A 25,601-nucleotide genomic window follows, 5' to 3' on the forward strand; every position below is an offset into this window, starting at 1 on the left:
AAAGCGAATAAACCGATCCCGCCTACCACAGCAATGGATTGTTCAGCGCGGAAACGCATCCCGACGGGCCTTTCAGCGGTTTCAGGTCAAAACCGTCTAGCGCCTGTCCCAACCAGCCGTGCGGATGGCTGAGTTTCAGCGGTGGCTGAGCAGTATCCTCGGTGATCTGCACAAAACCCGTTTTGCAATAATAGGCCGGGTCGCCATAGGTCAGTGCCACGTCCACACCTGCCGTCCGCAAGCGATCCAGACCATAGGTAATCAGCGCCTGTCCAATACCTGTTTTTTGCTTGCCCGTTTGCACGGCCATCGGCGACAGGATGAACACATTGCGCGTATCCTGCGAAAACGTCATCCGGGAAAAGATGGCACAGCCAAGCAGCTCGTGATCCTGTTGAGCCGTGCACACAAGGATATCTTCAGGCGGCGTGGTGTTGAGCAATTCACGTACGAATGCACCTATTGCCGCCCCTTCCTCTGGCCCTTCCGATGCGGAAAAAACGTCGGCAAAAAGACGGATGATCTCTGACGGGTCCCGGGTCAAACCGGTAGAAAAATCCATGGCTCCCTCATGAGTTGACGTTGCGCCCGGTCTTTACCGGAACCGAACGATCCGGCTCTCAGGATCGCTTTAACCTTGACGTGAAGACAATCCCAAAAACCTGCAACCATGGCGGAATGCTGCCATTTCTTCTGGTTTTTTGGTGTTTTCCGTAACAACAGACCAAACACCAACATAAACCGACAGGTAAATGCGCCATTCCCTCTTGACCTTAAGCGGCGCAATGTCATGAACAGTGCCATGAGTACTGCACGTTTGACGATCAATCTTCAGGCGCTCGCCAGGAATTGGCGGGCGCTCGACGCGAAAACCGGGGTCGAAACCGGCGCCGTGGTCAAGGCCGATGCCTATGGGCTGGGTGCCGGGCCCGTCAGCGATACGCTGGCCGAGGAAGGCGTTCGCAAGTTTTTTGTGGCGGCCGCAGAAGAAGGCGCCGCTGTCCGCAATGCGGTTGGCCCCGGCCCGATGATCTTTGTCTTTTCCGGCCATATGGAGGGCGACACAGACCTTCTGCGCGCCAATGATCTGACGCCGCTGATCAATTCGGGCGAGCAGTATCAGCGCCATATGGAGGCCCTGCCCGACCATCCCTTTGGCATTCAGCTGGACAGTGGCATGAACCGGCTGGGGCTGGAACCCGCCGACTGGGCCGAACTGCGCCCAAGGGCCGAGGCCCTGAACCCAGCCGTTGTCATGTCTCATCTGGCCTGCTCGGACGAGCCAGACCACCCGATGAACAGGCAGCAGCTGAAAACCTTCCGCGAGATGACCGACGGTATCGCCGCGCCGCGTTCTCTGGCTGCGACCGGCGGTTTGCTTTTGGGGCCCGAGTTCCATTTCGATTTCTGCCGCCCGGGCATCGGCCTGTATGGCGGCCTGCCCTTTGCGGATGCCAAACCCGTTGTCACGGTCGATCTGCCTGTCATCCAATTGCGCAAGGTGGCCGTGGGCGAAACTGTTGGTTACGGCAACAGCTGGGTTGCGCGCCGGCCGTCCCGTATCGCCACCGTCGCGGCCGGGTATGCAGACGGCCTGCATCGCGCCATCGGGGGCGGCATCGACGCCTTCGCCGGCAATCAGCCCTGCCCGGTTGTTGGCCGTATCTCGATGGACCTGATCACGGTGGATGTCACGGACCTGCCCAAAGACCCGGAACGCCTGCGTATCCTGAATGGCCATCAGACCGTCGATGACCTGGCCGAAGCTGCAGGTACAATTGGCTATGAAATCCTCACATCAATGGGCAATCGCTATTCGCGGGGCTATGTGGAATGAACCCTCTCACCGCGCTCGAAGGTCTGGGCCGCACGGTTCTGAGCCTGCTTGCGGCCTTTGGCCGGGTGGCACTGTTCGCGCTTGATGCGATTTCGCATATTCTGCGCCCCCCCTTCTATCCGCGCGAATTTGGCATGGCCCTGCTGAACATCGGCTGGCTGTCTCTGCCGGTCGTCGGCCTGACCGCGATTTTCACCGGCGGTGCGCTGGCGTTGCAGATCTACGCCGGCGGCGCGCGTTTCAACGCCGAAGCCGTGGTGCCCCAGATCGTCGCCATCGGCATGGTGCGAGAGCTTGGCCCGGTTCTGGTCGGCCTGATGATTGCTGCGCGCGTGACCTCATCCATCGCAGCCGAAATCGCCACGATGAAAGTGACCGAACAGATCGACGCGCTGGTCACGCTGTCGACCCACCCGATGAAATACCTCACCGCCCCGCGCGTTCTGGCCGCCCTGATCACTGTGCCGGCTTTGGTGGCAGTGGGTGACATCATCGGAATTGCCGGCGGCTACACCGTCGCCACGCAAAATCTGGGCTTCAACCCGGCCGCCTATCTGAAAAACACGGTCGATTTCCTGGAAACCCGCGACATCGTCTCATCGCTGGTCAAAGGTGCAGCTTTTGGCCTGATCGCGGCCATCATGGGCTGTTACTACGGCATGAATTCCGGCCGTGGCGCACAAGGCGTCGGCCGCGCAACCAAAGGCTCCGTCGAGGCCGCCGCCGTACTGATCCTGGCCGCAAACTTCGTTCTCACAGGGGTATTCTTCTCGCTATGATCCGGATGGAGAACGTACATAAGGCCTTTGGCGACAACCACGTGCTGCAAGGCATGAACCTTGAGATCCCCAAGGGCACCTCGATGGTCATCATCGGCGGTTCGGGCACTGGTAAGTCCGTGGCGCTGAAATGCATTCTGGGCCTGATCAAGCCCGACAGCGGCATGATCTATGTGGACGGCAAAGACGCCAGCAAGGGCGACCGTGATGCCTTTCTGGCCCGGTTCGGTATGCTGTTTCAGGGCGCGGCCCTGTTTGATTCACTGACCGTCTGGCAGAACGTCGCCTTCCGCCTGCTGCGTGGTTCTCTGAAACGTCCAACCGACGAAGCCCGCGAAATCGCCATCGACAAACTGCGCCGCGTGGGCCTGAAATCCGACGTGGCCGACCGCTTTCCGGCGGAACTGTCAGGCGGCATGCAAAAACGCGTGGGCCTTGCCCGCGCCATCGCCGCCGAGCCCGAGATCATCTTTTTCGACGAACCCACCACCGGCCTCGACCCGATCATGTCCGGCGTCATCAACGATCTGATCCGCGAAATCGTGACCGAGATGGGCGCCACCGCGATGACCATCACCCACGACATGAGTTCCGTCCGCGCGATTGCCGACAACGTCGCCATGCTGCACGGAGGCGTAATCCAGTGGACCGGCCCCGTTGGGCAGATGGATGCATCGGGTGATCCTTATGTAGAGCAGTTCATCAGCGGGAGCGCAGAGGGGCCGATTGAGGCGGTGCGTTAACCTTCGCTCTTTGCCAGCCACTTTGCCGAGCGTTCGAGAACGTCCTGAGGAATAGCTTCGGCGCGCCTTGTCTGCAGGTTGAGCAAGACGCATTTAAAAACCGTCGAAAATGTCGTTTCACCGTCGATCACTCGAACTAATTTGTGGCTGAAAGTCATGGACTTCGTTCCTACTTTCAGGATTTCGCTTTCCATTTGGATCGCCTCGCCAGCACTCAATTCCGCAAGGAAATTGCTTTCTGCATGGACCACCGCAAAGGATAGCTTTCTTCCTGACCGCATGTCTTCGGACGTCAGCCCCAACTCTGCCTGCAACGCAAAAACGGAATCCGAACATGCCGCAAAATACTTGGACACGTTCATATGCCCCAGAAAATCACAGTCCGATGGATCGACAATTGACTTGAAGGCCACAAAACCCGACATCATTCCTCCCCGTCTAAAAATAACTCAGTGGCGAGTGCTGGTTTAAGGTAACCATATCAAATCATCGCCGCAAATTTCGAAATCTTACCTAGACGCCCAGTCATGCCCCTCCGCCTCGCCACCCTTTCCCTCCTGATCCTCTACCCCGTCGCGTGGTTCGCCCCGCTGATGCGCGCGGGGTTTCTGCCGATCTTCGGCCTCAGCGAAATCAGTGTCATCACCGGCCTCCAGTCCTTATGGAAATCCGACGTCTTTCTTGCGCTGATCGTCACCATATTCGCCCTGTTCGCCCCTTACATAAAAACCATCGGCACCGCGCTGATCCAATGGAACCTGCTGGATGCCCGCGTCCAACCTGCGCTCAATATCCTTGGCAAACTGGCCATGGCCGACATCTTCCTGATCGCGCTTTACATCACTTTGGCCAAGGGCATCTCATACGCCACCATTGAGACGGCATGGGGTCTCTACCTGTTCACGGCCTGCATTTTGGCTTCGATCGCACTGGGTCATATTACAGAGATGACATCCACTTCACGAAAAGCTCAGACCTAATTGATTGAAAACACAAATCTAAGTATCATCCTTATATTTCGAGCAGCAGTGTTTTGTAGTTTTCGGGTCCGCAGCGGATCGTACGCAATCGTTTGATTACCTTCCGCTTCGGCCCGGTGTGTACCGGTTTGAAGAAGGAGTACGACGATCATGGCCGCCCTCCACAGTATCACATTGCAATTTCAGAATGCCTTTTTAAGACTGACTTTTTTCCTGATCTGTTTGGCGGCCTTGTTGGCCGTTTCAGCCACATTGTTATCCGCTTTGGGCGTATTGCCCTGGCTCTCGATGCAGGCCGGATTTGGCGAGGCACCGGCAAAGGATGCCGGCATGTTCATCCAGATTGGCCTGACAGCGCTGATTCTCATGCTGGCGTTTTACCTGCCGGCAAATGCCCGAATGATGGCGCTGGAAAACAACCACCGCAAGTTTGCGCTCAATATGCATGACATCGCGGACGCGTATCAAATGGCACATGCCGCCGATCGCGGCGGGCTGTTCATGATGTCGTCCGAGTTTGACGCCGTCAAGGAACGCATGGGGTTTCTGCGCCAGCACCCCGACCTGCAATCACTCGAGCCCGAGATCCTGGAACTGGCCGCGCAGATGAGCCAGATCAGTCAGGAACTGGCCCGGACCTATGGCGATGCGCAGGTCGAACGCGCGCGGATGTTCCTGCAACAGCGACAGGAAGAGATCGAACTGTTTCAACAGCGTCTGGAAGAGGCGCAGGTCATCCAGAACGAATTGCGCCAATGGACGCGGGATGTGGAAATGGAAGAGACGATCGCCAGGTCGCAACTTACCCGCTTGCGGGATGAACTGTTCGAGCTTCTGCCCGAATTGTCGACCCAACTGCACACACCGCGCAAAAATGGCACCTCAAAGGCATCCAGCGTGGTTGCAATGTCGCCCCTTCGACCGGCGGAATAGGCGCGCCAGCGCCCGCTGCGGACGATGGCCCAACCGGGCCTGAGGCCGCAGCGCGCCATCGGCGGTGAGGAACGCCCGCAAGGGCTTGAAGAACCGCCCAAGCTCGGGCACCAAGTGCGTCATGGCAAAGACGACATCCTTCTCCTGCTCGGCCTGCGGTGCGACGCATACACGATGGTCCGGACGCTGCGACGGTTGCGGCGAATGGAACACCATCGTTCAGGACGCGCCCATATCGACTGGCCCGGCCAGAAAATCCCTCGGCGGCAAACGCGGCCAGTCCATCGCACTCGCGGATCTGTCCACCGAGGAAACACCGCCGCCCCGCACCCTCTGCGGGGTCGAGGAGCTGGACCGTGTTCTGGGCGGCGGGCTGGTCCCGGCCTCCGCCCTGTTGGTGGGAGGAGACCCCGGCATCGGGAAATCGACCCTGCTGCTGCAAGCCGCAGCGCGTTTCGCGCGTGCGGGCGTGAAAACCATCTATGTCTCGGGCGAAGAAGCCAGCGCACAGGTGCGTATGCGCGCCCGCCGTCTTGGGCTTGAGGACGCCCCCGTTCAACTTGCCGCCGAAACCAACCTGCGCGACATCCTCACGACGCTGGAAGCCGAAAAACCAGGCCTGGCCATCATCGATTCGATTCAGACGATGTGGGCAGACAATGTCGACAGCGCACCCGGTTCCGTATCACAAGTCCGGGCCGCGGCCCATGAACTGACCACGTTTGCGAAACGGCACGGTGTTTCGATCATCATGGTTGGCCACGTCACCAAGGAAGGCCAGATCGCGGGCCCTCGCGTGGTCGAACACATGGTTGATACCGTCCTTTATTTCGAGGGCGAGCGCGGCCACCAGTTCCGCATCCTGCGCGCGGTCAAGAACCGTTTTGGACCAGCGGACGAAATCGGCGTGTTCGAAATGACCGGCAAGGGTCTGGCGCAAGTGACCAACCCCTCGGCCCTGTTCCTGTCCGAACGTGGCAGGCCAAGCCCCGGCTCTGCAGTTTTTGCGGGCATTGAAGGCACCCGACCCGTGCTGGTCGAATTGCAGGCTCTGGTCGCACCCTCGCCCCACTCACAGCCCCGCCGCACCGTTGTTGGGTGGGACAGCGGGCGGTTGGCAATGATCCTTGCGGTGCTCGAGGCCCGCTGCGGCATTCCCTTTGCCGGGCTCGACGTCTATCTCAACGTTGCCGGAGGTCTGAAAGTCAGCGAACCCGCCGCCGATCTGGCTGTGGCTGCCGCCCTTCTCAGTGCCCGAGAAGACACAGCATTGCCCGCCGACACGGTCGTTTTCGGAGAAATCTCGCTGTCCGGGGCACTTAGACCGGCCCCACAGACCGAAAACAGGTTGAAAGAAGCGCAAAAACTTGGTTTCACGGCGGCAATTGCTCCGGCTGGTGGCAAAACCGGCACTGTGGCAGGTCTGACACTCACCCGACCCTCTGATTTGGTGGGGTTTGTTGGCGAAACCTTCGGAGCAGGTTAAAGTCGCGCCCCGAGGGGCAGAAAAAGAACAGGCGAGGGCCATGGAAGGTTTTACAATAATTGACGGGGTCGTCGCCCTGATCATCGTGCTGTCGGGCTTGCTGGCCTACTCACGTGGCTTCATGCGCGAAGTTCTGGCCATTGCAGGCTGGGTCGCGGCGGCCGTTCTGGCATTCATCTTTGCCCCACAGGCTGTGCCGCTGGTCAAAGAAATCCCTGTGGTCGGAGATTTCCTGCGCGACAGTTGTGAACTGTCGGTGATCACCGGCTTTGCAGCCGTCTTTGCCGTGGCTTTGATTGTGGTCAGTATCTTCACACCGCTGTTTTCATCGCTGGTGCAGCGCTCGGCATTGGGCGGTCTGGATCAGGCGCTGGGGCTGTTCTTCGGCATCGCGCGCGGCATTCTGCTGGTTGCAATCGCCTTCTTTGTCTATGATACGGTCATGACCGGCCAGTCCTATACAATCGTGGACGAAAGCCGCTCGGCCAAAGTGTTCGAGCAGTTCAGCAGCCAGATTGAAGAGCAAAACCCCGAAGCCGCTCTGGGTTGGGTGACTGCACAATACGAAGAACTGGTCGCCAGCTGCACGGCAGGAAACGAACAACCCGAAACCACAGCACCAACTGACGGGTAATCATGGGGTGCATTGCGTAATGAAAGCCCGGCACTGTCCGGGCTTTTTCGATTCAAACATACCCTTCCCCGCCACAGACCGTGCAGCGGATCGTTTTCAGCCCAAAACACCCGTCGCATCGGCTGGAGATCGGTTTGCCAAGAATATCCCGGCTTTTGACAACTTCGCCCGCCCCGTTGCAGATCTGACAGGGCGCCCGGCCCATTCCCCGGCACCTGTGGCACCGTTGTTTGATCCGGTCCTGCTTCTTTTGAGGTTTATGTTGCCACATTCCGGCCCTTTGCGTGCTTCACCCATCCTGTTTTGCACATATTAATTGGCATGACAGCACATTTGATTGCACATGTCATCTTCTTCCTGACCCTGCCCCGATCCGCGAAATCCCGACCTGCGGCAATAGGTGAGTGTGATCCTTTGATGACAGCCACGCCATTAGGCATTATGTGGAGGCCAACCCGCCACGGAATCGGAGCCACCGATCTTGTTCTTTCTGTTCGAATGCGCGCTGGTCGTTGTGATGGTCGCCCTATTGGCGTCGTTGTCGCCTGCCACCAAACCGACCGCACGCGCCTTGCAGAGGATCCGATGCCGAACGGCGGTCAACCCTCAGGTCAAATCGTCATAGAAGTTGGAGCCCCTTAAATGTGTGGGATTTTGGGAATCGCAAGCCGGACACATGATGTGTTTGCCGAAATCTATGACGGGCTGCTGATGTTGCAGCACCGGGGTCAGGATGCCTCAGGGATCGTGACCTACAACGGCGAATTCTTCCGGGAAAAGAAGGCCAACGGTCTGGTAAAGGATGTGTTCAACGCCCAGGATGCAGAAACCCTGTTGGGTCGTGTGGGCATGGGGCATGTGCGCTATCCGACGGCGGGGTCCCTCAGCGCGGCCGAGGCGCAGCCCTTTTTCGTGAACGCCCCTTACGGCATCTATCTGGTTCACAACGGCAACATCACCAACACCGCCGAACAGCGCGAAAAGGTTACCGGCAAATACAGCCGTCACCTGCGCACCACGTCAGACTCTGAAATCCTTCTGAACGTGCTGGCCGACAAAGTGGCGGACGCGATCAAGGTGAATGGCAACGGCGAACCCATCCGCAATCTGTTTGCCGGTGTGAAGATGACGATGGAACGCGTTCAGGGCGCCTATTCCGTGATCTGTCTGGTCGCGGGTGTCGGTATGTTGGCCTTCCGCGATCCGTTTGGCATTCGCCCACTTTCGGTCGCCAAACGCGAAGTGGACGGAGACGGTGATGATTATGCCTTTGCCTCGGAAGACGTGGCCTTTGGCATCAACGGCTTTGAAAAGCTGCGTGATCTTCGCCCGGGTGAGGCGATCCTGATCGATCTGGACGGCAATATGCACGAGTTTCAGGCGGTCGAAGGCAACTTGACACCCTGCATTTTCGAGTATGTCTACCTGGCGCGCCCGGATTCTTTGCTGGACGGTGTTTCGGTTTACAAGACGCAGATGCGCATGGGCCAGACGCTGGCGAAACAGATTCAGGACTCGGGGCTGGAAATCGATCGGATCATCCCGGTGCCCGACAGCGCCCGCCCCGTGGCCCTGGAAGCCGCAAAGATCACCGGCATCCCCTATCGCGAAGGGCTGGTGAAAAACCGGTATGTCGGGCGCACGTTCATCATGCCGGGTCAGGCAGAGCGGCAGAAATCCGTCCGCCGCAAGCTGAATGCCGTGCCGCTGGAATTTGACGGCCACAGTGTTCTGCTGATCGACGATTCCATCGTACGGGGCAACACCATCAAGAAGATCGTTCAGATGTGCCGCGATGCCGGGGCCAAGAAGGTCTATGTCGCCAGCGCCTCGCCGCCGGTGAAATACCCCAATGTCTACGGTATAGACATGCCAACCAAGGCCGAACTGATCGCGAACGGCAAGGAAATCGAAGAGATCCGCGAAGAACTGGGTGCCGACGCCCTGTTCTATCAGCACCTGGAAGATCTGATCTGGGCCGCCAAGGAGGGCAATCCCGAGATCGAAGCCTTCGACTGTTCCTGTTTTGACGGCAAGTACATCACGGGCAGCGTCAGCGAAGGTTATCTGGACAATCTGGAGAACAGCAGCCGTGTCAGCCAGAAGCGCGCCGACATGCAGGTTCCGGGCGAGTCTTGGAACGCGGCGAAACTGGCCTCGGGCTGAGCGGACGAAACGGGACTGACACAGTCAGTTTTCCATTCTGAAAAGCGAATCAAAACGGCGGAACATCCCGGCCAGCCGATAGCTGTCGACCGCCTGATTGCTGTCATGGGATGTGAATGAGTGGAAATCTGCCACAACCAGTCGGCGAATTCCACGCAATCACAAGGGCTTTTTTCAAGGGCGCCAAATCGTGATGACACCTGTCCGTGCAGCGCTTTTGTTCGCTTGAGCGTTTTGCTATCTGGCCGCGACCACTCACTCAAAAAGGGGTCCGGGCCACGGCCCGGTCCGCGGATCATGTCAAACGCCAAAGTCCAAAGCGCGGCCACACAGCGGGGCGCGCTGAAGAAGAATTCCGTCTCGGTTCTGGGCGTATTCGGGCCGAAAGCGGATATGCGCGCCCTGATGCGCCTGTCATCAGGCCGCGTGAAAGAAGTAAAACCCGGAAGCCGCGTTGCCTCGGGCACAGTTATAGCGATTGATGAGCATGGCATAATGCTGCGACAAAGCGGCCAGACCCGGCGTATCGCCATCCCCGGCGGCTGATCACATCTTGACGCCCCGCGCGCGGGGGTTCAAACCGCAGGCATGACCGATACGACCAAAATCGCCCTGATAACCGGGGCCTCGCGCGGGCTGGGCGCTGCCCTGGCCGAAGCGCTGGCGCCCGAATACCACATTGTCGCCGTCGCCCGGACCACTGGCGGGCTGGAAGAACTGGACGATCGCATCAAGGCCAAGGGTGGCTCTGCCACGCTGGCACCGATGGACATCACTGATCCGAACGCGATGGCAACCCTGTGTCGCGGGATCCATGACCGTTGGGGCAAGGTGGATTTGTGGCTGCATACGGCCATTCACACTTCGGCGCTGACACCGGTACATTTCGTTGACCCCAAGGAATGGACCAAGGCAGTCAACACGAATGCAAACGCAACCTCGGTCCTGATCCCATATGTCGCGCCGCTGCTGGGTGAAAACGGCCACGCAGTGTTTTTCGATGACCCGAAAGCCGGTCACAAATTCTATGGCATCTATGGTGCCACCAAGGCCGCGCAAATGGCGCTGGCCCGCAGTTGGGCGGCCGAGACCGAACGCACCGGTCCGCGCGTTTCGATCGTGGAACCAGCACCGATGCCGACCGCCGTGCGTGCCCGGTTCCACCCGGGCGAAGATCGCGATGCACTGACGAGCACCGCAGATGAAGCTGCGCGGATCCTGGCGCTGCTTTAGGAAATGGCCCTGACGGGCCATGCCTCCGGCGGGGATATTTTTAGCCAGATGAAGCTGGAATCAGGCGATATGAACGCCGTTCCGCCCGGCCAGATCGACGAAGAACTGCCACGCGACACGGCCTGAACGCGATCCGCGCGTGGCCTGCCATTCAATTGCTTCGGCGCGCAGGATTTCGGCATCGACCGAAACGCCATAGGCGGCACAATAGCGGTCGATCATGGCAAGATATTCGTCCTGATCGCAGGGGTGGAATCCCAGCCACAGACCGAAGCGGTCGGACAGTGATACCTTTTCCTCGACCGCCTCTGACGGGTTGATGGCGCTGGAACGTTCATTTTCAATCATGTCCCGCGGCATCAGGTGACGGCGGTTCGAGGTCGCGTAGAACACCACGTTTTCCGGGCGACCTTCGATACCGCCATCCAGAACGGCCTTGAGCGATTTGTAATGCTGGTCATCGTGACTGAACGAGAGGTCGTCGCAAAACAGGATGAACCGATAAGGCGCCGCGCGCAGGTGGTTCAGCAGACGCGCGACCGAGGCCATATCCTCGCGCTGTAGTTCCACAAGCTTCAGGTCAGGATGATCTGCGCTCAGCGTGCCGTGGACGGCCTTTACGAGGCTGGATTTGCCCATCCCGCGCGCGCCCCACAACAGTGCATTGTTTGCCTTGTAGCCGGCCGCGAAGCGGCGGGTGTTGTCAAGTAACGTGTCGCGCGACCGATTTATGCCGACCAGCAGATCCAGATCGACGCGATTGATCTGTTCGACCGGTTCCAGGCGTTCCGGTTCCACATGCCAGACAAAGGCAGGGGCCGCATTGAAATCCGGTGTGGCCAAAGGCGCCGGCGCCATGCGCTCCAACGCGGCAGCAATACGGTTCAGGGCTTGGTCGTCCATCGGCTTCTCCGGTCAGATACGGATCGGTTCAAAGCATGTTCTGATTGGCGCAACAAGGCCCGCGAACGAAAAAGGCGCGCCCGAACGGGGCGCGCCTCGGCTGTTGTTTCAGCAGGTTACTTGTCGTCTTCGAATTCCCGCATCAGATCTTCGTCCGCTTCGGCTTCTTCATCGTCGTAGTAACCTTCAGCCCGCAACTGCTCTTCCCGCTTCCTTTCAACCCGGGCCACCAGGAAGATCGAAATCTCATAAAGGCCATAGACCACCACAAAAAGGATAATCTGCGTGATCACGTCAGGAGGCGTCACGATCGCCGCCAGCACCAGAATGCCGACCACCGCATATTTGCGCACGGCCCCCAGACCCTCAGAGCTGACCAGACCTGCCTTGCCCATGAGGGTCAGAAGAACCGGCAATTGGAAGCACAGCCCAAAGGCCACGATGAACTTGATCGTCAGGTTCAGGTATTCCTGTGCCGAACCCTGAAACACCACGCTCAGCGGTGCAGCCGTTGCGCCATCGGCCACGGCTTCGCCTTCAGCGCCGAATTGCTGGAACCCAAGGAAGAAGTCATAGGCTAGGGGCGTGACGACATAGAAAGCAAAGCTGGCGCCCAGAAGGAACATGAAGGGCGAAGCCAGCATGAAGGGCAGAAACGCATTCTTCTCTGACTTGTAGAGGCCCGGAGCCACAAAGCGCCACATCTGCATCCCGATATAGGGAAACGCCAGAATGAAGCCCCCCAAAAGCGAAACCTTGATCGCGACAAAGAACCCTTCCTGCGGCGAGATGAAGATCAGGCCGCAATCCTGTCCGCGCTCGGTCAGGACCTCACACAAAGGGTTGGTCAGAAAATTGAAGATCGGCGTGGCCACCGTAAAGCAGATGATCATCCCGACCAGAAAGGCCACGACGCAGTGGATCAACCGCGTACGCAGCTCGGCCAGGTGCTCGATCAATGGGGCCGAGGTATCTTCGATCTCGTCGGTCTTGGTCATGTTTCGCCTTCAGTCTTCAGCGCCGCTTCGGCTTCTTCGGCCTTGGCCAGTGCCTCGGCAGCTTCCTTGGCCTTGCGCTCGGCGGCAGCGCGGGCCGTTGAGGCCTGAATTTTCTTGGCCTGTTCGGCTCGCTCGGCTGCCAGTTTACCGGTTTCGCTGTCAGGATCGAACTTGGTGGGATCCATGCTTTTTGCCATATCCTGCGCGGCTTGTTTCACGCCGTCCATGGCCGAACCAACCGGATTCGCGGCGGCGTTGAGACCTTTCTTGATCTCGTTCACACCGGCCTGATCGGCGGCCTCGTTCATGGCGCTGCTGAATTCGCGTGCCATGCCACGGGCCTTGCCGACAAACCGCCCGACATTGCGGAACAAAACCGGCAGGTCCTTCGGCCCGACAACGATCAGGGCGACAATGCCGATGACCAGAAGTTCGGTCCAGCCCAGATCAAACATCTGCGCTTACGCCTTGTCTTTCTCGGTTTCAGGCGTCACGTCCTTGGCCAGTTCCGACGCGTCCTGTTCCAGTTCTTCCGAACCGTCCTTCACGCCCTTCTTGAACGCGGTGATGCCTTTGCCGACTTCGCCCATCAGCGAGCTGATCTTGCCGCGACCAAACAGAACCAGAACCACAACGGCGATCAGCAAAAGACCGGGAAGGCCAATATTGTTCAGCATCTCATTTCTCCTTTTTCATCGGCGCCCTTGTGCGCCGGGAATATGAACTGGGTCCGTGTTTACGCCCCCAGGCCCTGTCCCAAAAGGGATCCGGCACAGATTGAGGGCGAAAATTGACCTCATCTGCAAAAAACTATGGGCTCGCATTTTCCAACTGACAGGTTTATGTCAGTTGGAAGTGGCTAGAACGATGGCATCGAAACCTGGTCAACGGAGACTCACATGACCCATGTTGCTGAAATCGTCACCTTCACTCTTGCCAACGGCACCACCCCTGAAGAGTTCGTAAAGCTCAGCAAGGCATCCGAAGCCTTTGTTCGCAGCGCACCAGGCTTTGCCCATCGACAGCTCAGCCAGGGCGCAGACGGCCGCTGGACTGACTATGTCGTCTGGACGGACATGAAGGCCGCGCAGGACGCTGCGGCACAGTTCCCGCAACAGGAATGTGCAGCAGGCATGATGGCGGCCATCAACCCTGAAAGCGTTCAGATGCGCCATGAGGCTGTTTTATGGAACATGACTGCCTAGGCGCGGTCCGGACGGCGTGTCATGCGCCGAACTGACCGCCTGTTCGATATCATCCAGATCCTGCGCGACGGAAAACTGCACCGCGCGCAGGACATCGCGGACCGGCTCGAGGTGTCGGTCCGTACCATCTATCGCGACATGGACACGCTGGTCGCCTCGGGTGTTCCTGTCGAAGGAGAGCGGGGTGTGGGTTACATGGTGCGCGAGCAGATCACCCTGCCGCCGCTGAATCTGACCCCGGCCGAGCTTGAGGCCCTGAACCTCGGCATGGCGATCGTGGCCGAAGCCGCAGATCCAGACCTGAAAGCCGCCGCGAACTCTCTGGCAGACAAGATCGATGCCGTCCTGCCCACACAGGTTGTGGCCGAAGCCGATAGCTGGAAATTCGCGGTCTACCCTTTTGCAGATGCAGCCCGCGGGCTTGCACATATGGCTCCGATCCGCGCGGCCATCAAATCACGCCAAAAGCTTCGGCTGTCCTACCGCCGCATTGACGGCGTTCTGACTGAACGCACAATCCGTCCCTTGCATATGGAATACTGGGGACGGATCTGGACACTTACCGCATGGTGCGAATTGCGAAACGGTTTCCGTGTCTTCCGTATCGACCTGATCGAATCCGTCTCGCCGCTGCCAGAGATCTTCGCAGACGAGCCAGGAAAACGCCTGAGCGACTACGACCCAAACGCCTGAGCGACTACGACCCAAACGCCTGAGCGACTACGACCCAAACGCCTGAGCGACTACGACCCAAACGCCTGACAGGCAGCCGTATTCAGAAGTGTTTCGGGCAGAGGCACAGCCCGAAACGAGCGATGTATCATTTCAGGTAGGGATCTGGATCCACTGATTCAAACCCTTTGCGCACCTCGAAATGCACATAGGCATCGTCTCCGCCCCTCAACTGCGCCAGCTTTTGTCCACGGCGTACACGATTCCCTTTTTTGACGGTGATGCCATCAACATTGGCATAGACCGTCAGCAGATCGTTTTTGTGTTTGACCACGATGATCGGAACCTGATCCGCGTCCGCGGTAATCGCCGCTACGGTTCCGGCCTCAGCCGCGGTGACGGCTGTGCCGGGGGCCGCAGCGATGTCGATACCTTCGTTCTTGCCCTTTTTATAGCCGCGGATGATGGTGCCGCTGACCGGCAGGGACAGGGCCGTAGATCGCGTGTTTGTCGGGGCTTCGGCCGTCACATCAGGGGCTTCAGCGCGCGGCGCGACCTTTTCGTCGGGCAAGGGCTGCGTGGCACTTGGAGGCGTCGGCGTCGGCGACCCCTGCCCCGGCTCCGTTACCTCGGTGGCCGCAACCGGTGCCGTTGCAGCAGCGCTTTGACGTGGCGCGGATTGGTTCTTGACCGGGATCAACAGAAACTGACCTTCACGCACGGTGAAGTCGGACCCCAGGCCGTTCCATTCCGCCAGCGATTCCACCGGAACCTGATAGAGGCGCGAAATTGTGTACGCCGTTTCGCCGCGCTTGACCTTGTGGCGGACAGGTTCCGGCCCGCTTGCGACGGGCGCCGGGGCTGGCTTGGCGGGCTCCAGCGTCGTCGTCCGGACGCCCCCCGTTTCAGGGGCCTGATCAATGGCGGCTCCGGCAACTGATGCGATATCTACGCCACTGCCTGCACCTACCGAACGCGGCAAGGCCAGAACTTCGCCCTCTCGCAGGGTATCGGTTGTCTGAAGGCCGTTGAACCGCGACAGCTCACCCTCGGGCAGGCCGACACGCGCGGCAACATCGCGCACCGTGTCGCCGCGTCGGGCCACGACAACCTGGTAGTTCGGATAGGTTATCACCCCCCGGCTGTCGGGCGACGGGCGCGACGTTGTTGCCGACTGCACTGCATCAGTGGTCGAAAATCCGCCGACCTGACCGCGCAGGTCGTAATCCAGTGGCCCCTCACACCCGGCCAGAATGGCCAGAGCGGCCACTCCGGTCGCGCAGCGACGCATAGCTGATTTGGATACTGCACTCATAATACTGTCCTCAACGCCCGCCCCTGTTGTCCGGGGTTCCGGCGACCAAATTTATCAAGCCTGTTACGCCTCGTCCTTGCCAAGCCCCTCAAGCAGGGGCACGAAACGGACCGACGTCAATTCTTCATAGTCCAGGCCGGCCTCGGTGCGCGTTACTTTGATCAACTGCTGCACCGTGTCCGACTGACCCACGGGTAATACCATAATACCCCCGATTTTCAGCTGCGCCAAGAGCGGTCCCGGAGGGTCTTCGGCTGCGGCCGTCACGATGATCCGATCAAACGGAGCCTGTTCCGGCAAGCCAAAGGATCCATCCGACAACATGGCCGTGATATTCGTAAGCCCCAGATCGGCAAAAAGCTTCCCTGTCTCGCTGACCAGCCGCCGATGGCGTTCGACCGTATAGACCCTGCGCGCCAGTTTCGACAGGATTGCGGCCTGGTAACCTGACCCGGTTCCGATCTCGAGCACGGTATCGCGCGGCCGAACGTCCAGCGCCTGCGTCATGAGACCAACGACCGACGGCTGACTGATCGTCTGACCGCAGGAGATCGGCAATGGCATGTCCTCGTAAGCGCGATCTGCGAACAGGCCGGTGACAAAGCGGCCCCGGTCAACCTGTTCCATTGCCTCCAGAACGCGCGCATCCGTGACCCCCCGTTTGCGCAGGGCAAACAGGAACTGCATCACGATTTCCGGGTCCAGTCCGCTCATTCGACCGCCTTCAATGCCTCCAGCATGTCATATGCGGTCAAGTCGGCGCGCATCGGTGTAACCGAGATATAGCCTTCCAGATTGACCGCAGCATCCGTTCCCGGCGCAGTCGGGTTATGCTGATAGCCACCCTTGATCCACAGGAACCGCCGCCCCGAGGGCGAGCTGTGCGGCTCGACCGTAAAATGCGTGTCGCGCCGGAACCCCTGCGCGGCAACGCGCGTACCGCGCACTTCATCTGCCGGAACAGGGGGGAAGTTCACGTTGTAAAACAGGCGGTAATCGCCCTGCTCGACCGGGGTTGCATCCAGAATACGCCGGACCAGATCGGCCCCGAACCGCGCGGCAGCCTCGAACGGGTCGTCCAGCCCCAGATTTTGCGGGCCGAAATACTGTGACAGAGCAATCGCAGGAACCCCCTGCAGCGCCGCTTCCATCGCGCCGCCGATAGTGCCCGAATAAAGCGTGTTCTCGGCCGAGTTGTTGCCCCGGTTCACGCCGGACAGAACCAGATCCGGCGGGCAGTCTGACATCACGTCATGCAGCCCCGCCAACACACAATCCGCAGGCGACCCTTCCGCCGCATAACGCCGTTCGCCCAACTTGGCGATCATCGTGGGATGGGTATAGCTGATGCAATGCCCAACACCCGATTGTTCAAAGGCGGGCGCGACCACCCAGACCTCACCATCCGGACCTGCCAGTTCGGCAGCGATCGCCTCCAGCGTGATCAAGCCCGGAGCGTTGATCCCGTCATCATTGGTCAGAAGAATACGCATGTGCCCGATTTACCCCCGCGTTTGGCCCTTGATAGACCCAGCCCCGCGATGCGGCAAGCGACGCGACCCTGCAATCTGAGGCTTTCGCGCACCACTTGCACGGAAATCGCGAGGTTAACTCTGCGCCTCGGGGAAAACGAAACATTTGTCGCGACGAATGGTCAGCCACATGACACGGCCCGGATTGGGCACAAAGACATTGGGGACCGTCGCCCTGAGGATCGAGCCGTCGTAGTCCATGCGAAACTCGACCAGGCTTTCGTTTCCCAAAAAACGCGCGCGCTCGACCACGCCCCGCGCGGCAACGCCATCAGTTGCGGTCGGCAGCGGGCCCTTGCCGTTTCGGTCGAAATCCAGTTTGACATGCTGGGGGCGAAATACGATCTCGACATCCGTTCCATCCGGAATACCCGGCGCCAGAAACTGGCCGAACGGCGTGTCTGCCAGCGCTCCGTTCACCTGCGCCCGCAACACGTTGACATCACTGAAAAAGGCCACGGCAGCCTTGTCCGCCGGCCGGGTATAGACATTGTATGGCGCGCCCTGCTGGACGATCTTGCCGCGCCGCATCAGCGCGATCTCATCCGCCATCCGCATCGCCTCTTCCGGTTCATGCGTGACCAGCAGAACGGCCGCATCCTCTTCCTTGAGAATGGACAGCGTCTCATCCCGAATACCGTCGCGCAGACGGTTGTCGAGGCCCGAAAAGGGCTCGTCCATCAGCATGATCCGGGGCCGTGGCGCCAAAGCGCGGGCCAGGGCCACACGTTGTTGCTCGCCGCCAGACAGCTGATGTGGGAACCCGTCGATGAACCGCATCAGGTCCACTTTGCGCAAAAGCTCTTCGACCCGGGCTCGTTTTTCGTCCTTGCTGCCTTTCAGGCCAAAGGCCACGTTGTTGGCCACGCTCAGATGAGGAAACAGCGCAAAGTCCTGAAACATCAACCCGATCTCGCGCCGTTCCGGGGGCACCCGAAACACGGTGTCGCAGATCAGTTTGCCATCGACGTAAATCTCGCCCGAGTCCTGCATCTCGACCCCGGCAATCATGCGCAGGGTGGTGGATTTCCCGCAACCTGACGGCCCCAGCAAACAGGTCACTTTGCCGGCCTGCACGGTCAATGACACGTCATCCACGACGACCCGCCCTTCGAACCGGCGAACAATGTTGCGAATTTCCAGACGCGGAGGAGTTGCGTTACCTGTCACCGATGGACCCCATTGCCTTTCCCGATCAAATCCATCGGGCTTGGGCGGGGATAGCAACCCCGCCCCTCAGGTGCAAGGGATCAGCAGCAACCGCCGGATGATATCGTTTCGCCTGTGGCCTCGAACGGGCTTTCACCGCCGCAGCCTTCGAAAATGCCGAAATGGGTGGAAAAATCGCCGATAAAGTCGAAATGGCGGGCCAACCGCGTGTCCCGCAGCATCATCCAGGTATTGCCGCAGACCGGAAAGACCTTGCCGGCTTCGATGACATGGTGATCGTCCAGAACAAACGCATGCGGCGCGTTGGGAACGGTGCCTTTGTAGACCACCGCCTGGCCGTAATCCTCGCAGGCCGGTTCCAGCTCCGGCAGCTTGAACAGACGGTAGGTCGCCGACAGGAATCTGAGCGGGGCAACACGATCCTCCAGCGCAGGATTCTCGATGGTCAGCGGGCGGTGCGTCACCCGGCGCGGATCACCGAAACCTGCCTTGCGCGCCATCGACAGGAAATCATTCCAGTACAATGCACCCGACAGACATTCGCCATACAGAACCTCATCCGCGGCCATCGCCTGCGGGACACGGCGGTCGGCATAGACGTCCGAGAAATACATCTCGCCGCCTTCTTTCAGCAACCGATGCGCGCCGCGCAGCACGGCATCCTTGTCGGTCGCCAGGTTGATGACGCAGTTCGAGACGATGATGTCGAACGATCCGGGTTCCAGATCCAGTTCCTCCAGCGTCTCGATATAGCCGTGATGGAATTCCACATTGCTTTTGGCGTGCCCAAAGGCTTGGACGTGATAGTCCTGATGCGCGCGGGCAACGTCCAGTTGTTCGGGCGTCATGTCCACACCGACGACCCGGCCCTTTTCACCAACCATGGCAGACAGCGCATAGACGTCGCGCCCCGCCCCACAGCCAAGATCGAGGATCGACATGCCCTCGAGATCCAGAGGCGCGATCAGACCGCACCCGTAATATCGGGTCAGCACATCGTCATGAATCCTGGACAAAATCCGCTTGAGATGATCCGGTATGTCGTCAGGCGTGCAACAGGCGTTGGTCTGCAAGTCCGCACTACTTTGCAGGACTTCACCATAATAATTCCGTACCGAATCGTGTTTCATCGCTGTTCCCCGTCATGCTAGCCTGTACGCAGCTAGTGCAGTGGCCTTGCATTCGCAATCCGGCCACGGTCGTTCTGACGAAAGCGTGAGTTTTCCTGCACCCAACTACTCCAGCAACTCAAAGTCCACACCGGCACGGACAACGCCGTTCACCTGAACCTCAAGCCGATGCGCGCCGGGGATCAGCCTGAAGGTAGAGGCATCACCCTTCAGCCTGTGACGCTTGGCCAACGTGAGCCTGCCGTTGTTCAAAGCCGCCTGTTTCAGCTTGTACACCTTGGGTGATGGTTTTCCCGCAGGGCGCTGAAAATAAATAATATAATCCACCAGAACCGGTTGTTTCCCTGCCCCGGTCAGATCAACGGAAAACTCCAGCGCTTCGCCGATACGGGCCTCGGAACTCAGATCAATTGTCACGGCGATATCCGCATCAGGGTCATATCCCAGCATCTTCATCGCCTCAGGGTGCCCGGCCTTGACCAATCCGCGCAGCGTATGAGAGGTCATCCACTCCAGCTCTGCCGCAGTCTGTCGCGCCTCGGTGCGCCACTTGTCCAGACGCCCCAGCACCAGGCTCGGGTCTTTCTTGGTGATATCATTCAAATGGTTGGCCACCGACCGCGTCACATACCGGGTCGGATCGCCGTGCAACCTGTCCAACAGCGGCAACGGGTCCGTCAGACCCAGACCGATGCCCTGCCCCCATGGCAGACGGGGCCGCGTTCCCTCGCTGACCAATCGGCGCACGTGATAGCTGCCGTGGGTACACCAGTCCTGCATCCGCCCAAGCACCCTGTCTGGGGCATGGTTCAGGAAAGGCCGAATGGCCCATTCCATCGAAAACCGCTGCGTCAGCTCCTCCAACACATCCAGAGACAGATCGACGTGATCCAGCCCGATGGCCGCGACCCAGTCTCCCAGCGGCGCGAAAATGAAATCGCCAAAATCATCATCCGATCTGGCAGGGTCCAGCGGAGGCGGCAAAGACCGTAAAATCACCGGGGCGACTGTCGGCAAGTCGCCCGGCACGGCCTGTTGCAGGCATGTCGCGATCCAGCTCATACGCTGTTTCAGTTCCAGTTCAGGCAGGCGCGACATGACCTGTGCCTGAAACGCAGAGGCGTCGAAGCCCGGTTCAGCATCCAAGAACAAGTCGCTGAGAAAGCGGACTTTCTCAGCGTTGAACAACTGATCTTTCAACGAAAACCCCTGCGCCATGATCACATCGTCAGGTTGGTCGCACCGCCGTCCAGCAGGATATTCTGGCCAACGATGAAGCCCGCATGTTGCGAACACAGAAACGCGCAGGTCGCACCAAACTCCTGCCGCGAACCATAGCGCCTGACCGGGATCGTCGCCGCTCGGTTGGAACGCGCTTCGTCAATTGAAATACCCTGTTGCGCCGCCACACCGCTGTCCAGAGAATCCGCCCGGTCCGTGGCATGGATGCCCGGAAGCAGGTTGTTGATGGTCACCCCGTGTAGCGCCACCTGACGCGAGGTTCCGGCCACATAGCCCGTCAGACCTGTACGCGCCGCGTTTGACAGGCCCAGAACCGCAATTGGCGCACGCACGGATTGCGAGGTGATATTCACCACCCGGCCCCAACCCTTTTCCATCATTCCGGGAAGCAGGGCCTTCATAAATGCAATCGGCGTCAACATGTTGGCATCCAGCGCCTTGATGAAATCATCACGCTCCCAGTCCGACCACGATCCGGGCGGCGGTCCGCCGGCATTTGTCACAAGTATATCAACGCCCTGCGCGGCCTCGATCACCTGCGCCTGACCGTCGGGCGTGGTCACGTCGCAGGCCACGGTCTGCACCTCAACGCCGTGCTCTGACCGCAGGCGTGCGGCTTCAGCCTCCAACACCTCGGGGCCGCGTGCGTTCATCACCAGATTCACGCCAGCCGCGGCAAGCGCCTCGGCGCAGCCAAGACCCAATCCTTTGCTGCTGGCACAGACCAGCGCGCGTTTTCCTTGAATTCCCAGATCCATCGGATCCTCCCTGTCAGTCATCGCCGCATGTCTAGCACCGGCCAGACAGGGAAGACCAGAAACGGATAATCGATCAATAGAAGAACTCTTCCCGGATGATCTTGCCGTCGGCGACGTGATAAACACCCACTTCGCGCATATCGAACGCTTCGCCGGTTTCCTTCACGGTACCCTGCACTTCGAAAATCACGGCAAAACGGTCGTCGCCATGAGGAAGCGGATCGCTGACAGACGCACCAGACACTTCATGCGCGCTTTCCCACCACTCATGCTTGCCACGGATGGCGTCGATTCCTTTGGTTTCCCGACCCATTCCCTGAAAATCCTGCCCTTCGACCGACACCGCATCCGGCGCATACAGCTTGGACAGGTTTTCTTTGGCCCGGTCTTCCCGGCAACCAGCCACGAGTTCATCGGCAATCTCTTTCAAATTCATTGATCCACTCCATCATTTGTTCACTATATGTTCTTTTTGCCACAGACCCATGATTCGTACCAGACCCTTTGTCTTGCTTCGGCAGGATTCCCCGCATATACGCGCGCTCATGCTTGATACCTCGAACCAACCCACCCTGCCGCCCGAGATCGCCCGGCGCCGGACATTCGCCATCATCTCGCACCCTGATGCGGGAAAGACTACGCTGACGGAAAAGTTCCTGCTGTACGGGGGCGCGATCCAGATGGCCGGTCAGGTGCGTGCCAAGGGCGAGGCGCGGCGGACCCGGTCGGACTTCATGCAGATGGAAAAGGATCGCGGCATCTCGGTCTCGGCCTCAGCGATGTCGTTCGACTATGGGAACTTCCGGTTCAACCTGGTGGATACACCCGGCCACAGCGATTTCTCGGAAGACACCTATCGCACGCTGACAGCCGTGGACGCGGCCGTCATGGTGATCGACGGCGCGAAAGGTGTGGAAAGCCAGACTCAGAAACTGTTCGAGGTCTGCCGCCTGCGCGATCTGCCGATCCTGACCTTCTGTAACAAGATGGACCGCGAAAGCCGCGACACGTTCGAGATCATCGACGAAATTCAGGAAATGTTGGCCATCGACGTCACGCCCGCCGCCTGGCCCATCGGCGTGGGGCGCGACTTCATCGGCTGCTATGACATGCTGCGCGACCGGCTGGAACTGATGGACCGCGCCGACCGCAACAAGGTGGCCGAAAGCATCGAGATCAACGGGCTGGACGACCCCAAACTGGCCGAACACGTCCCCGAGCATCTGCTGGACAAACTGCTGGAAGAGGTCGAGATGGCGCGCGAACTGCTGCCCGCGCTTGACCCGCAGGCCGTTCTGGAAGGCCACATGACCCCGATCTGGTTCGGCTCAGCCATCAACTCGTTCGGCGTCAAGGAACTGATGGAAGGCATCGGCGCCTATGGCCCGCAGCCACAGGTTCAATCCGCTGAACCCCGCCAGATTTCCCCAGATGAAAAGAAAGTTGCAGGCTTTGTCTTCAAGGTTCAGGCCAACATGGACCCCAAGCACCGCGACCGGGTGGCCTTTGTCCGCATGGCCAGCGGCCACTTCAAGCGCGGCATGAAGCTGACCCATGTGCGCAGTAAGAAACCGATGGCGATCTCGAACCCCGTATTGTTCCTGGCCTCTGACCGCGAGTTGGCGGAAGAGGCCTGGGCCGGTGACATCATCGGCATTCCCAACCACGGGCAGCTGCGCATCGGTGACACGCTGACCGAAGGCGAAGCGCTGCGGGTGACCGGCATTCCGTCGTTCGCGCCGGAGCTTCTGCAAGGCGTCCGCGCGGGCGACCCGATGAAAGCCAAGCATCTGGAAAAAGCCCTGATGCAATTCGCCGAGGAAGGTGCGGCCAAGGTGTTCAAGCCTTCGATCGGCTCGGGCTTTATAGTGGGGGTCGTGGGCGCGTTGCAGTTCGAAGTGCTCGCCAGCCGGATCGAGATGGAATATGGCCTGCCGGTACGGTTCGAAGCATCGCAGTTCACCTCGGCCCGCTGGGTAAGTGGTGACAAGGCCGAGGTCGAAAAGTTCGTCAACGCCAACAAGCAGCACATCGCGCATGATCATGACGGCGACATCGTCTATCTGACCCGCCTGCAATGGGATATCGATCGGGTGGTCCGTGACTATCCCGCGCTGAACCTGACCGCGACAAAAGAGATGATGACCTGAGGCAACTGTCTGATTGCACAGGCAGGTTTGGCTGTGCAATCCTGCGCGCATGAGTGACGACAAACTGACCTATTCCGGTGGCCTGCCCGACATGCTGGACAGCTATGAGAACCGGCGCAGCCCGTTTCAGTTCGGCACCCTGACCCTGCCCGAGCTTGACGTCAATCTGGAAGAACTGGCCAAGCTCACCGTGCCCAACACCGCCACCGAATTGCCGCCCGGGCGCAGCACCAACTGGGATCGCAAACGCGTTCAGATCGCGCGGGAATTCGTCGGGAAATCAGAGCTTGCCTTCCTGAACGCCCAGCTGATCTCGAACCTCAGAAAACGCTCCTTTCCGCGTCAGGCCCCTGCGCTGTTCTGCCGGTTGTGGGACGAACAATCCGACCATCTTCTTTCCGCCCTCGACCTGCGTTGGCTGGTGTCGTCTGTTCAGACTTTTGCGGATCACGGTCAAACGCCGACACAGCGCGAGGTCGGACATGCCTTGCGCGTGTTCTTCAGCATGATGAAGCTGTATGAGTTCGAGCGGCTCTTCTCGGGGCTGGCCCCGGAAACGCCGTTTCAGTTCAAGGACAGGAACCACGTCCCGCTGCCCTATCAGATGAAAGGCTTTTCCTTTGAAAAAGGCGGGCTTGACGTCAATCTCATCGCTCCGATCTGGACCAAGGCGATGAATGATCCCACGATTGCGCCGCTGGTGGATCACCTGATGATCCAATTGAACAAGGACCCAGGTGGACTTTTTCGACGCCTGAAACGCATGCGCGACGCCCGCGCACCGCACAATTGACCACCTGGGGCATTGTGTCCATGGTCCGGGGACCAACCGAAGACGTCCTTCGGTTCGTGGCCCATCACCTCGAACTGGGGGCGGATTTCATGTATATCTACATGGACGAACCCAACCGCCGCACGTTCAGGGCTCTGAGAATGCATCCCAAGGTCCGGGTCCGTAACTGTGATGACGCCTTTTGGGAAAAACGCGGACGCGCACGACCGGAAAAGCATCAGGTGCGCCAGTCGGTTCACGCCACTTTTGCCTATCGAAACACCCGGCTGGATTGGTTGACACATATCGATGTGGATGAGTTTCTTTGGCCGGCGGCCCCCATTTCTGATGTTCTGCGCGATGTTCCAGACACGGTTCCCGCGGTGCGTGTCCGCCCGTTGGAGGCCTTGGCCGGGGGCGATGACCTGTACAAAGCTCATATCCCGCGTGGCCCGAACCGCGAAGCGCTGGTCGAGACCATTTACCCGAATTACGGCGCCTTCGTCATGGGCGGTTTCCTGAGTCACGTTCAGGGAAAGCTGTTCGTGCGCACCGGCTTGAAAAACCTAAGTATCCGCATCCACAACCTGTTCCAGAACAAGGTGCTGCTGCCCTGCAAATTCGAGCTTGCCCAGATCGATCTGTGCCATCGTCATGCGCCGGACTGGAACCACTGGATAGCACATTACCAGTTCCGCATGGATCGTGGCTCGTATCAGGCCGGCATGGCTCCGAATGTTCCGCGCGAACAGGGCGGGCTGAACAAGAATGAACTGCTCAACTGGATCGAGGCCGAACAGGGCATGGACGGGCTGCGCGCGTTCTACAATGAAATGAGCGGCGCGGACGCAGAGGTGCGCGCCAACCTGGAACGCCACGGCCTGCTGCGCCACCGCCCTTTGAACCTGGACGAAAAACTACAGAAACACTTTCCCGGAAGTTGCTGAATTGTTGCTGAAATTC

Annotated in this window: 30 protein-coding genes; 15 read left to right on the forward strand and 15 right to left on the reverse strand. The window is 59.4% G+C overall.

Features of this window, described 5'->3' with window-relative positions:
- Positions 1-22: 22 nt before the first annotated feature.
- Together ACR0I0_RS04360 and ACR0I0_RS04365 are read right to left on the reverse strand one after the other, a co-directional pair.
- The gene (locus ACR0I0_RS04360; RefSeq protein WP_480490322.1) at positions 23-562 is read right to left on the reverse strand and encodes a GNAT family N-acetyltransferase; all 540 of its coding nucleotides are present in this window, start codon (positions 560-562) and stop codon (positions 23-25) included.
- On the reverse strand, positions 541-804 hold the full coding sequence (locus ACR0I0_RS04365) for a hypothetical protein (protein WP_209832927.1): 264 nt from the start codon (positions 802-804) through the stop codon (positions 541-543). The genes ACR0I0_RS04360 and ACR0I0_RS04365 overlap by 22 nt, the downstream gene beginning before the upstream one ends.
- On the opposite strand from ACR0I0_RS04365, the gene alr reads away from it, so the two are divergent.
- From alr to ACR0I0_RS04380, 3 genes are read left to right on the forward strand one after another with little or no spacing between them, the layout of a single operon-like run.
- Positions 803-1,837 carry an alanine racemase gene (alr, locus tag ACR0I0_RS04370; protein ID WP_480490324.1) on the forward strand — a complete coding sequence of 345 codons (1,035 nt, stop codon included), beginning with the start codon at positions 803-805 and terminating at the stop codon, positions 1,835-1,837. The two genes, ACR0I0_RS04365 and alr, sit on opposite strands and share 2 nt — an antisense overlap.
- Positions 1,834-2,616: an MlaE family ABC transporter permease gene (locus tag ACR0I0_RS04375; RefSeq protein ID WP_171723157.1), complete on the forward strand. Its 783-nt coding sequence runs from the start codon at positions 1,834-1,836 to the stop codon at positions 2,614-2,616. Before alr ends, ACR0I0_RS04375 begins: the two co-directional genes overlap by 4 nt.
- Positions 2,613-3,359: an ABC transporter ATP-binding protein gene (locus ACR0I0_RS04380; RefSeq protein WP_480490326.1), complete on the forward strand. Its 747-nt coding sequence runs from the start codon at positions 2,613-2,615 to the stop codon at positions 3,357-3,359. The genes ACR0I0_RS04375 and ACR0I0_RS04380 overlap by 4 nt, the downstream gene beginning before the upstream one ends.
- On the opposite strand, the gene ACR0I0_RS04385 is transcribed toward ACR0I0_RS04380, so the two are convergent.
- Entirely contained in the window at positions 3,356-3,784 is a 429-nt protein-coding gene (locus ACR0I0_RS04385) for an acyl-CoA thioesterase (RefSeq protein ID WP_480490328.1), read from the reverse strand. The two genes, ACR0I0_RS04380 and ACR0I0_RS04385, sit on opposite strands and share 4 nt — an antisense overlap.
- A 102-nt stretch (positions 3,785-3,886) precedes the next feature.
- Here ACR0I0_RS04385 and ACR0I0_RS04390 point away from each other — a divergent pair, with 102 nt between their 5' ends.
- The 7 genes from ACR0I0_RS04390 (at position 3,887) to ACR0I0_RS04420 (ending at position 10,791) form a co-directional block, all read left to right on the forward strand.
- Positions 3,887-4,339: a paraquat-inducible protein A gene (locus ACR0I0_RS04390; protein ID WP_171723154.1), complete on the forward strand. Its 453-nt coding sequence runs from the start codon at positions 3,887-3,889 to the stop codon at positions 4,337-4,339.
- A 150-nt stretch (positions 4,340-4,489) separates the two neighbouring features.
- The gene (locus ACR0I0_RS04395; RefSeq protein WP_480490330.1) at positions 4,490-5,272 is read left to right on the forward strand and encodes a DNA repair protein; all 783 of its coding nucleotides are present in this window, start codon (positions 4,490-4,492) and stop codon (positions 5,270-5,272) included.
- A gap of 121 nt (positions 5,273-5,393) precedes the next feature.
- Entirely contained in the window at positions 5,394-6,758 is a 1,365-nt protein-coding gene (gene radA, locus ACR0I0_RS04400) for a DNA repair protein RadA (protein WP_480490332.1), read from the forward strand.
- A gap of 40 nt (positions 6,759-6,798) precedes the next feature.
- Positions 6,799-7,392, forward strand: coding sequence for a CvpA family protein (locus ACR0I0_RS04405; RefSeq protein ID WP_171632054.1), 594 nt, complete (start codon positions 6,799-6,801; stop codon positions 7,390-7,392).
- A 642-nt stretch (positions 7,393-8,034) separates the two neighbouring features.
- Positions 8,035-9,558: an amidophosphoribosyltransferase gene (gene purF / locus ACR0I0_RS04410; RefSeq protein ID WP_480490334.1), complete on the forward strand. Its 1,524-nt coding sequence runs from the start codon at positions 8,035-8,037 to the stop codon at positions 9,556-9,558.
- 297 nt (positions 9,559-9,855) lie between these two features.
- On the forward strand, positions 9,856-10,104 hold the full coding sequence (locus tag ACR0I0_RS04415) for a hypothetical protein (protein ID WP_152458171.1): 249 nt from the start codon (positions 9,856-9,858) through the stop codon (positions 10,102-10,104).
- A 42-nt stretch (positions 10,105-10,146) separates the two neighbouring features.
- Complete coding sequence (locus ACR0I0_RS04420) at positions 10,147-10,791, forward strand: SDR family NAD(P)-dependent oxidoreductase (protein WP_171632046.1); 645 nt, start codon at positions 10,147-10,149, stop codon at positions 10,789-10,791.
- Positions 10,792-10,851: 60 nt separating this feature from the next.
- Here the strand turns inward: ACR0I0_RS04420 and ACR0I0_RS04425 are convergent, their stop codons facing one another.
- The 4 genes from ACR0I0_RS04425 to ACR0I0_RS04440 form a co-directional block, all read right to left on the reverse strand.
- On the reverse strand, positions 10,852-11,694 hold the full coding sequence (locus tag ACR0I0_RS04425; protein WP_171723150.1) for an ATP-binding protein: 843 nt from the start codon (positions 11,692-11,694) through the stop codon (positions 10,852-10,854).
- Between the two features lie 116 nt (positions 11,695-11,810).
- A complete protein-coding gene (gene tatC, locus ACR0I0_RS04430) occupies positions 11,811-12,692 on the reverse strand; it encodes a twin-arginine translocase subunit TatC (protein ID WP_209832913.1) in 882 nt (293 codons plus the stop codon).
- Positions 12,689-13,147, reverse strand: coding sequence for a Sec-independent protein translocase protein TatB (gene tatB / locus ACR0I0_RS04435; protein ID WP_152458175.1), 459 nt, complete (start codon positions 13,145-13,147; stop codon positions 12,689-12,691). The genes tatC and tatB overlap by 4 nt, the downstream gene beginning before the upstream one ends.
- A gap of 6 nt (positions 13,148-13,153) precedes the next feature.
- The gene (locus ACR0I0_RS04440; protein ID WP_152458176.1) at positions 13,154-13,369 is read right to left on the reverse strand and encodes a twin-arginine translocase TatA/TatE family subunit; all 216 of its coding nucleotides are present in this window, start codon (positions 13,367-13,369) and stop codon (positions 13,154-13,156) included.
- Positions 13,370-13,591: 222 nt separating this feature from the next.
- On the opposite strand from ACR0I0_RS04440, the gene ACR0I0_RS04445 reads away from it, so the two are divergent.
- Both ACR0I0_RS04445 and ACR0I0_RS04450 read left to right on the forward strand, forming a co-directional pair.
- The gene (locus ACR0I0_RS04445; RefSeq protein WP_171231525.1) at positions 13,592-13,897 is read left to right on the forward strand and encodes a hypothetical protein; all 306 of its coding nucleotides are present in this window, start codon (positions 13,592-13,594) and stop codon (positions 13,895-13,897) included.
- 21 nt (positions 13,898-13,918) lie between these two features.
- Entirely contained in the window at positions 13,919-14,590 is a 672-nt protein-coding gene (locus ACR0I0_RS04450; protein WP_480490336.1) for a helix-turn-helix transcriptional regulator, read from the forward strand.
- A 127-nt stretch (positions 14,591-14,717) separates the two neighbouring features.
- Here ACR0I0_RS04450 and ACR0I0_RS04455 read toward each other — a convergent pair whose 3' ends face one another.
- From ACR0I0_RS04455 to ACR0I0_RS04490, 8 genes are all read right to left on the reverse strand, one after another.
- Positions 14,718-15,884 (reverse strand): LysM peptidoglycan-binding domain-containing protein, encoded by a 1,167-nt coding sequence (locus ACR0I0_RS04455; RefSeq protein WP_480490338.1) that lies wholly within the window; start codon positions 15,882-15,884, stop codon positions 14,718-14,720.
- Positions 15,885-15,947: 63 nt separating this feature from the next.
- Entirely contained in the window at positions 15,948-16,598 is a 651-nt protein-coding gene (locus ACR0I0_RS04460; RefSeq protein WP_480490340.1) for a protein-L-isoaspartate(D-aspartate) O-methyltransferase, read from the reverse strand.
- On the reverse strand, positions 16,595-17,377 hold the full coding sequence (gene surE, locus ACR0I0_RS04465; RefSeq protein WP_171632035.1) for a 5'/3'-nucleotidase SurE: 783 nt from the start codon (positions 17,375-17,377) through the stop codon (positions 16,595-16,597). The genes ACR0I0_RS04460 and surE overlap by 4 nt, the downstream gene beginning before the upstream one ends.
- 114 nt (positions 17,378-17,491) lie before the next feature.
- Positions 17,492-18,586, reverse strand: coding sequence for an ABC transporter ATP-binding protein (locus ACR0I0_RS04470; RefSeq protein ID WP_171115602.1), 1,095 nt, complete (start codon positions 18,584-18,586; stop codon positions 17,492-17,494).
- Positions 18,587-18,666: 80 nt separating this feature from the next.
- Positions 18,667-19,716 carry a methyltransferase domain-containing protein gene (locus ACR0I0_RS04475; RefSeq protein WP_480490342.1) on the reverse strand — a complete coding sequence of 350 codons (1,050 nt, stop codon included), beginning with the start codon at positions 19,714-19,716 and terminating at the stop codon, positions 18,667-18,669.
- Positions 19,717-19,821: 105 nt separating this feature from the next.
- Positions 19,822-20,934: a hypothetical protein gene (locus ACR0I0_RS04480; RefSeq protein ID WP_480490344.1), complete on the reverse strand. Its 1,113-nt coding sequence runs from the start codon at positions 20,932-20,934 to the stop codon at positions 19,822-19,824.
- A 2-nt stretch (positions 20,935-20,936) separates the two neighbouring features.
- The gene (locus ACR0I0_RS04485) at positions 20,937-21,716 is read right to left on the reverse strand and encodes an SDR family oxidoreductase (RefSeq protein ID WP_480487759.1); all 780 of its coding nucleotides are present in this window, start codon (positions 21,714-21,716) and stop codon (positions 20,937-20,939) included.
- 73 nt (positions 21,717-21,789) lie between these two features.
- The gene (locus ACR0I0_RS04490) at positions 21,790-22,152 is read right to left on the reverse strand and encodes a nuclear transport factor 2 family protein (RefSeq protein WP_171362741.1); all 363 of its coding nucleotides are present in this window, start codon (positions 22,150-22,152) and stop codon (positions 21,790-21,792) included.
- Positions 22,153-22,261: 109 nt separating this feature from the next.
- On the opposite strand from ACR0I0_RS04490, the gene ACR0I0_RS04495 reads away from it, so the two are divergent.
- The 3 genes from ACR0I0_RS04495 to ACR0I0_RS04505 are packed head-to-tail and all read left to right on the forward strand — an operon-like array spanning position 22,262 to position 25,585.
- A complete protein-coding gene (locus tag ACR0I0_RS04495) occupies positions 22,262-23,866 on the forward strand; it encodes a peptide chain release factor 3 (protein ID WP_210092799.1) in 1,605 nt (534 codons plus the stop codon).
- A gap of 49 nt (positions 23,867-23,915) precedes the next feature.
- Positions 23,916-24,659, forward strand: coding sequence for a hypothetical protein (locus ACR0I0_RS04500; protein WP_480490345.1), 744 nt, complete (start codon positions 23,916-23,918; stop codon positions 24,657-24,659).
- 20 nt (positions 24,660-24,679) lie between these two features.
- Entirely contained in the window at positions 24,680-25,585 is a 906-nt protein-coding gene (locus ACR0I0_RS04505; protein ID WP_171633807.1) for a glycosyltransferase family 2 protein, read from the forward strand.
- Positions 25,586-25,601: the final 16 nt, after the last annotated feature.

This window comes from Ruegeria sp. AG6, from assembly GCF_056541565.1.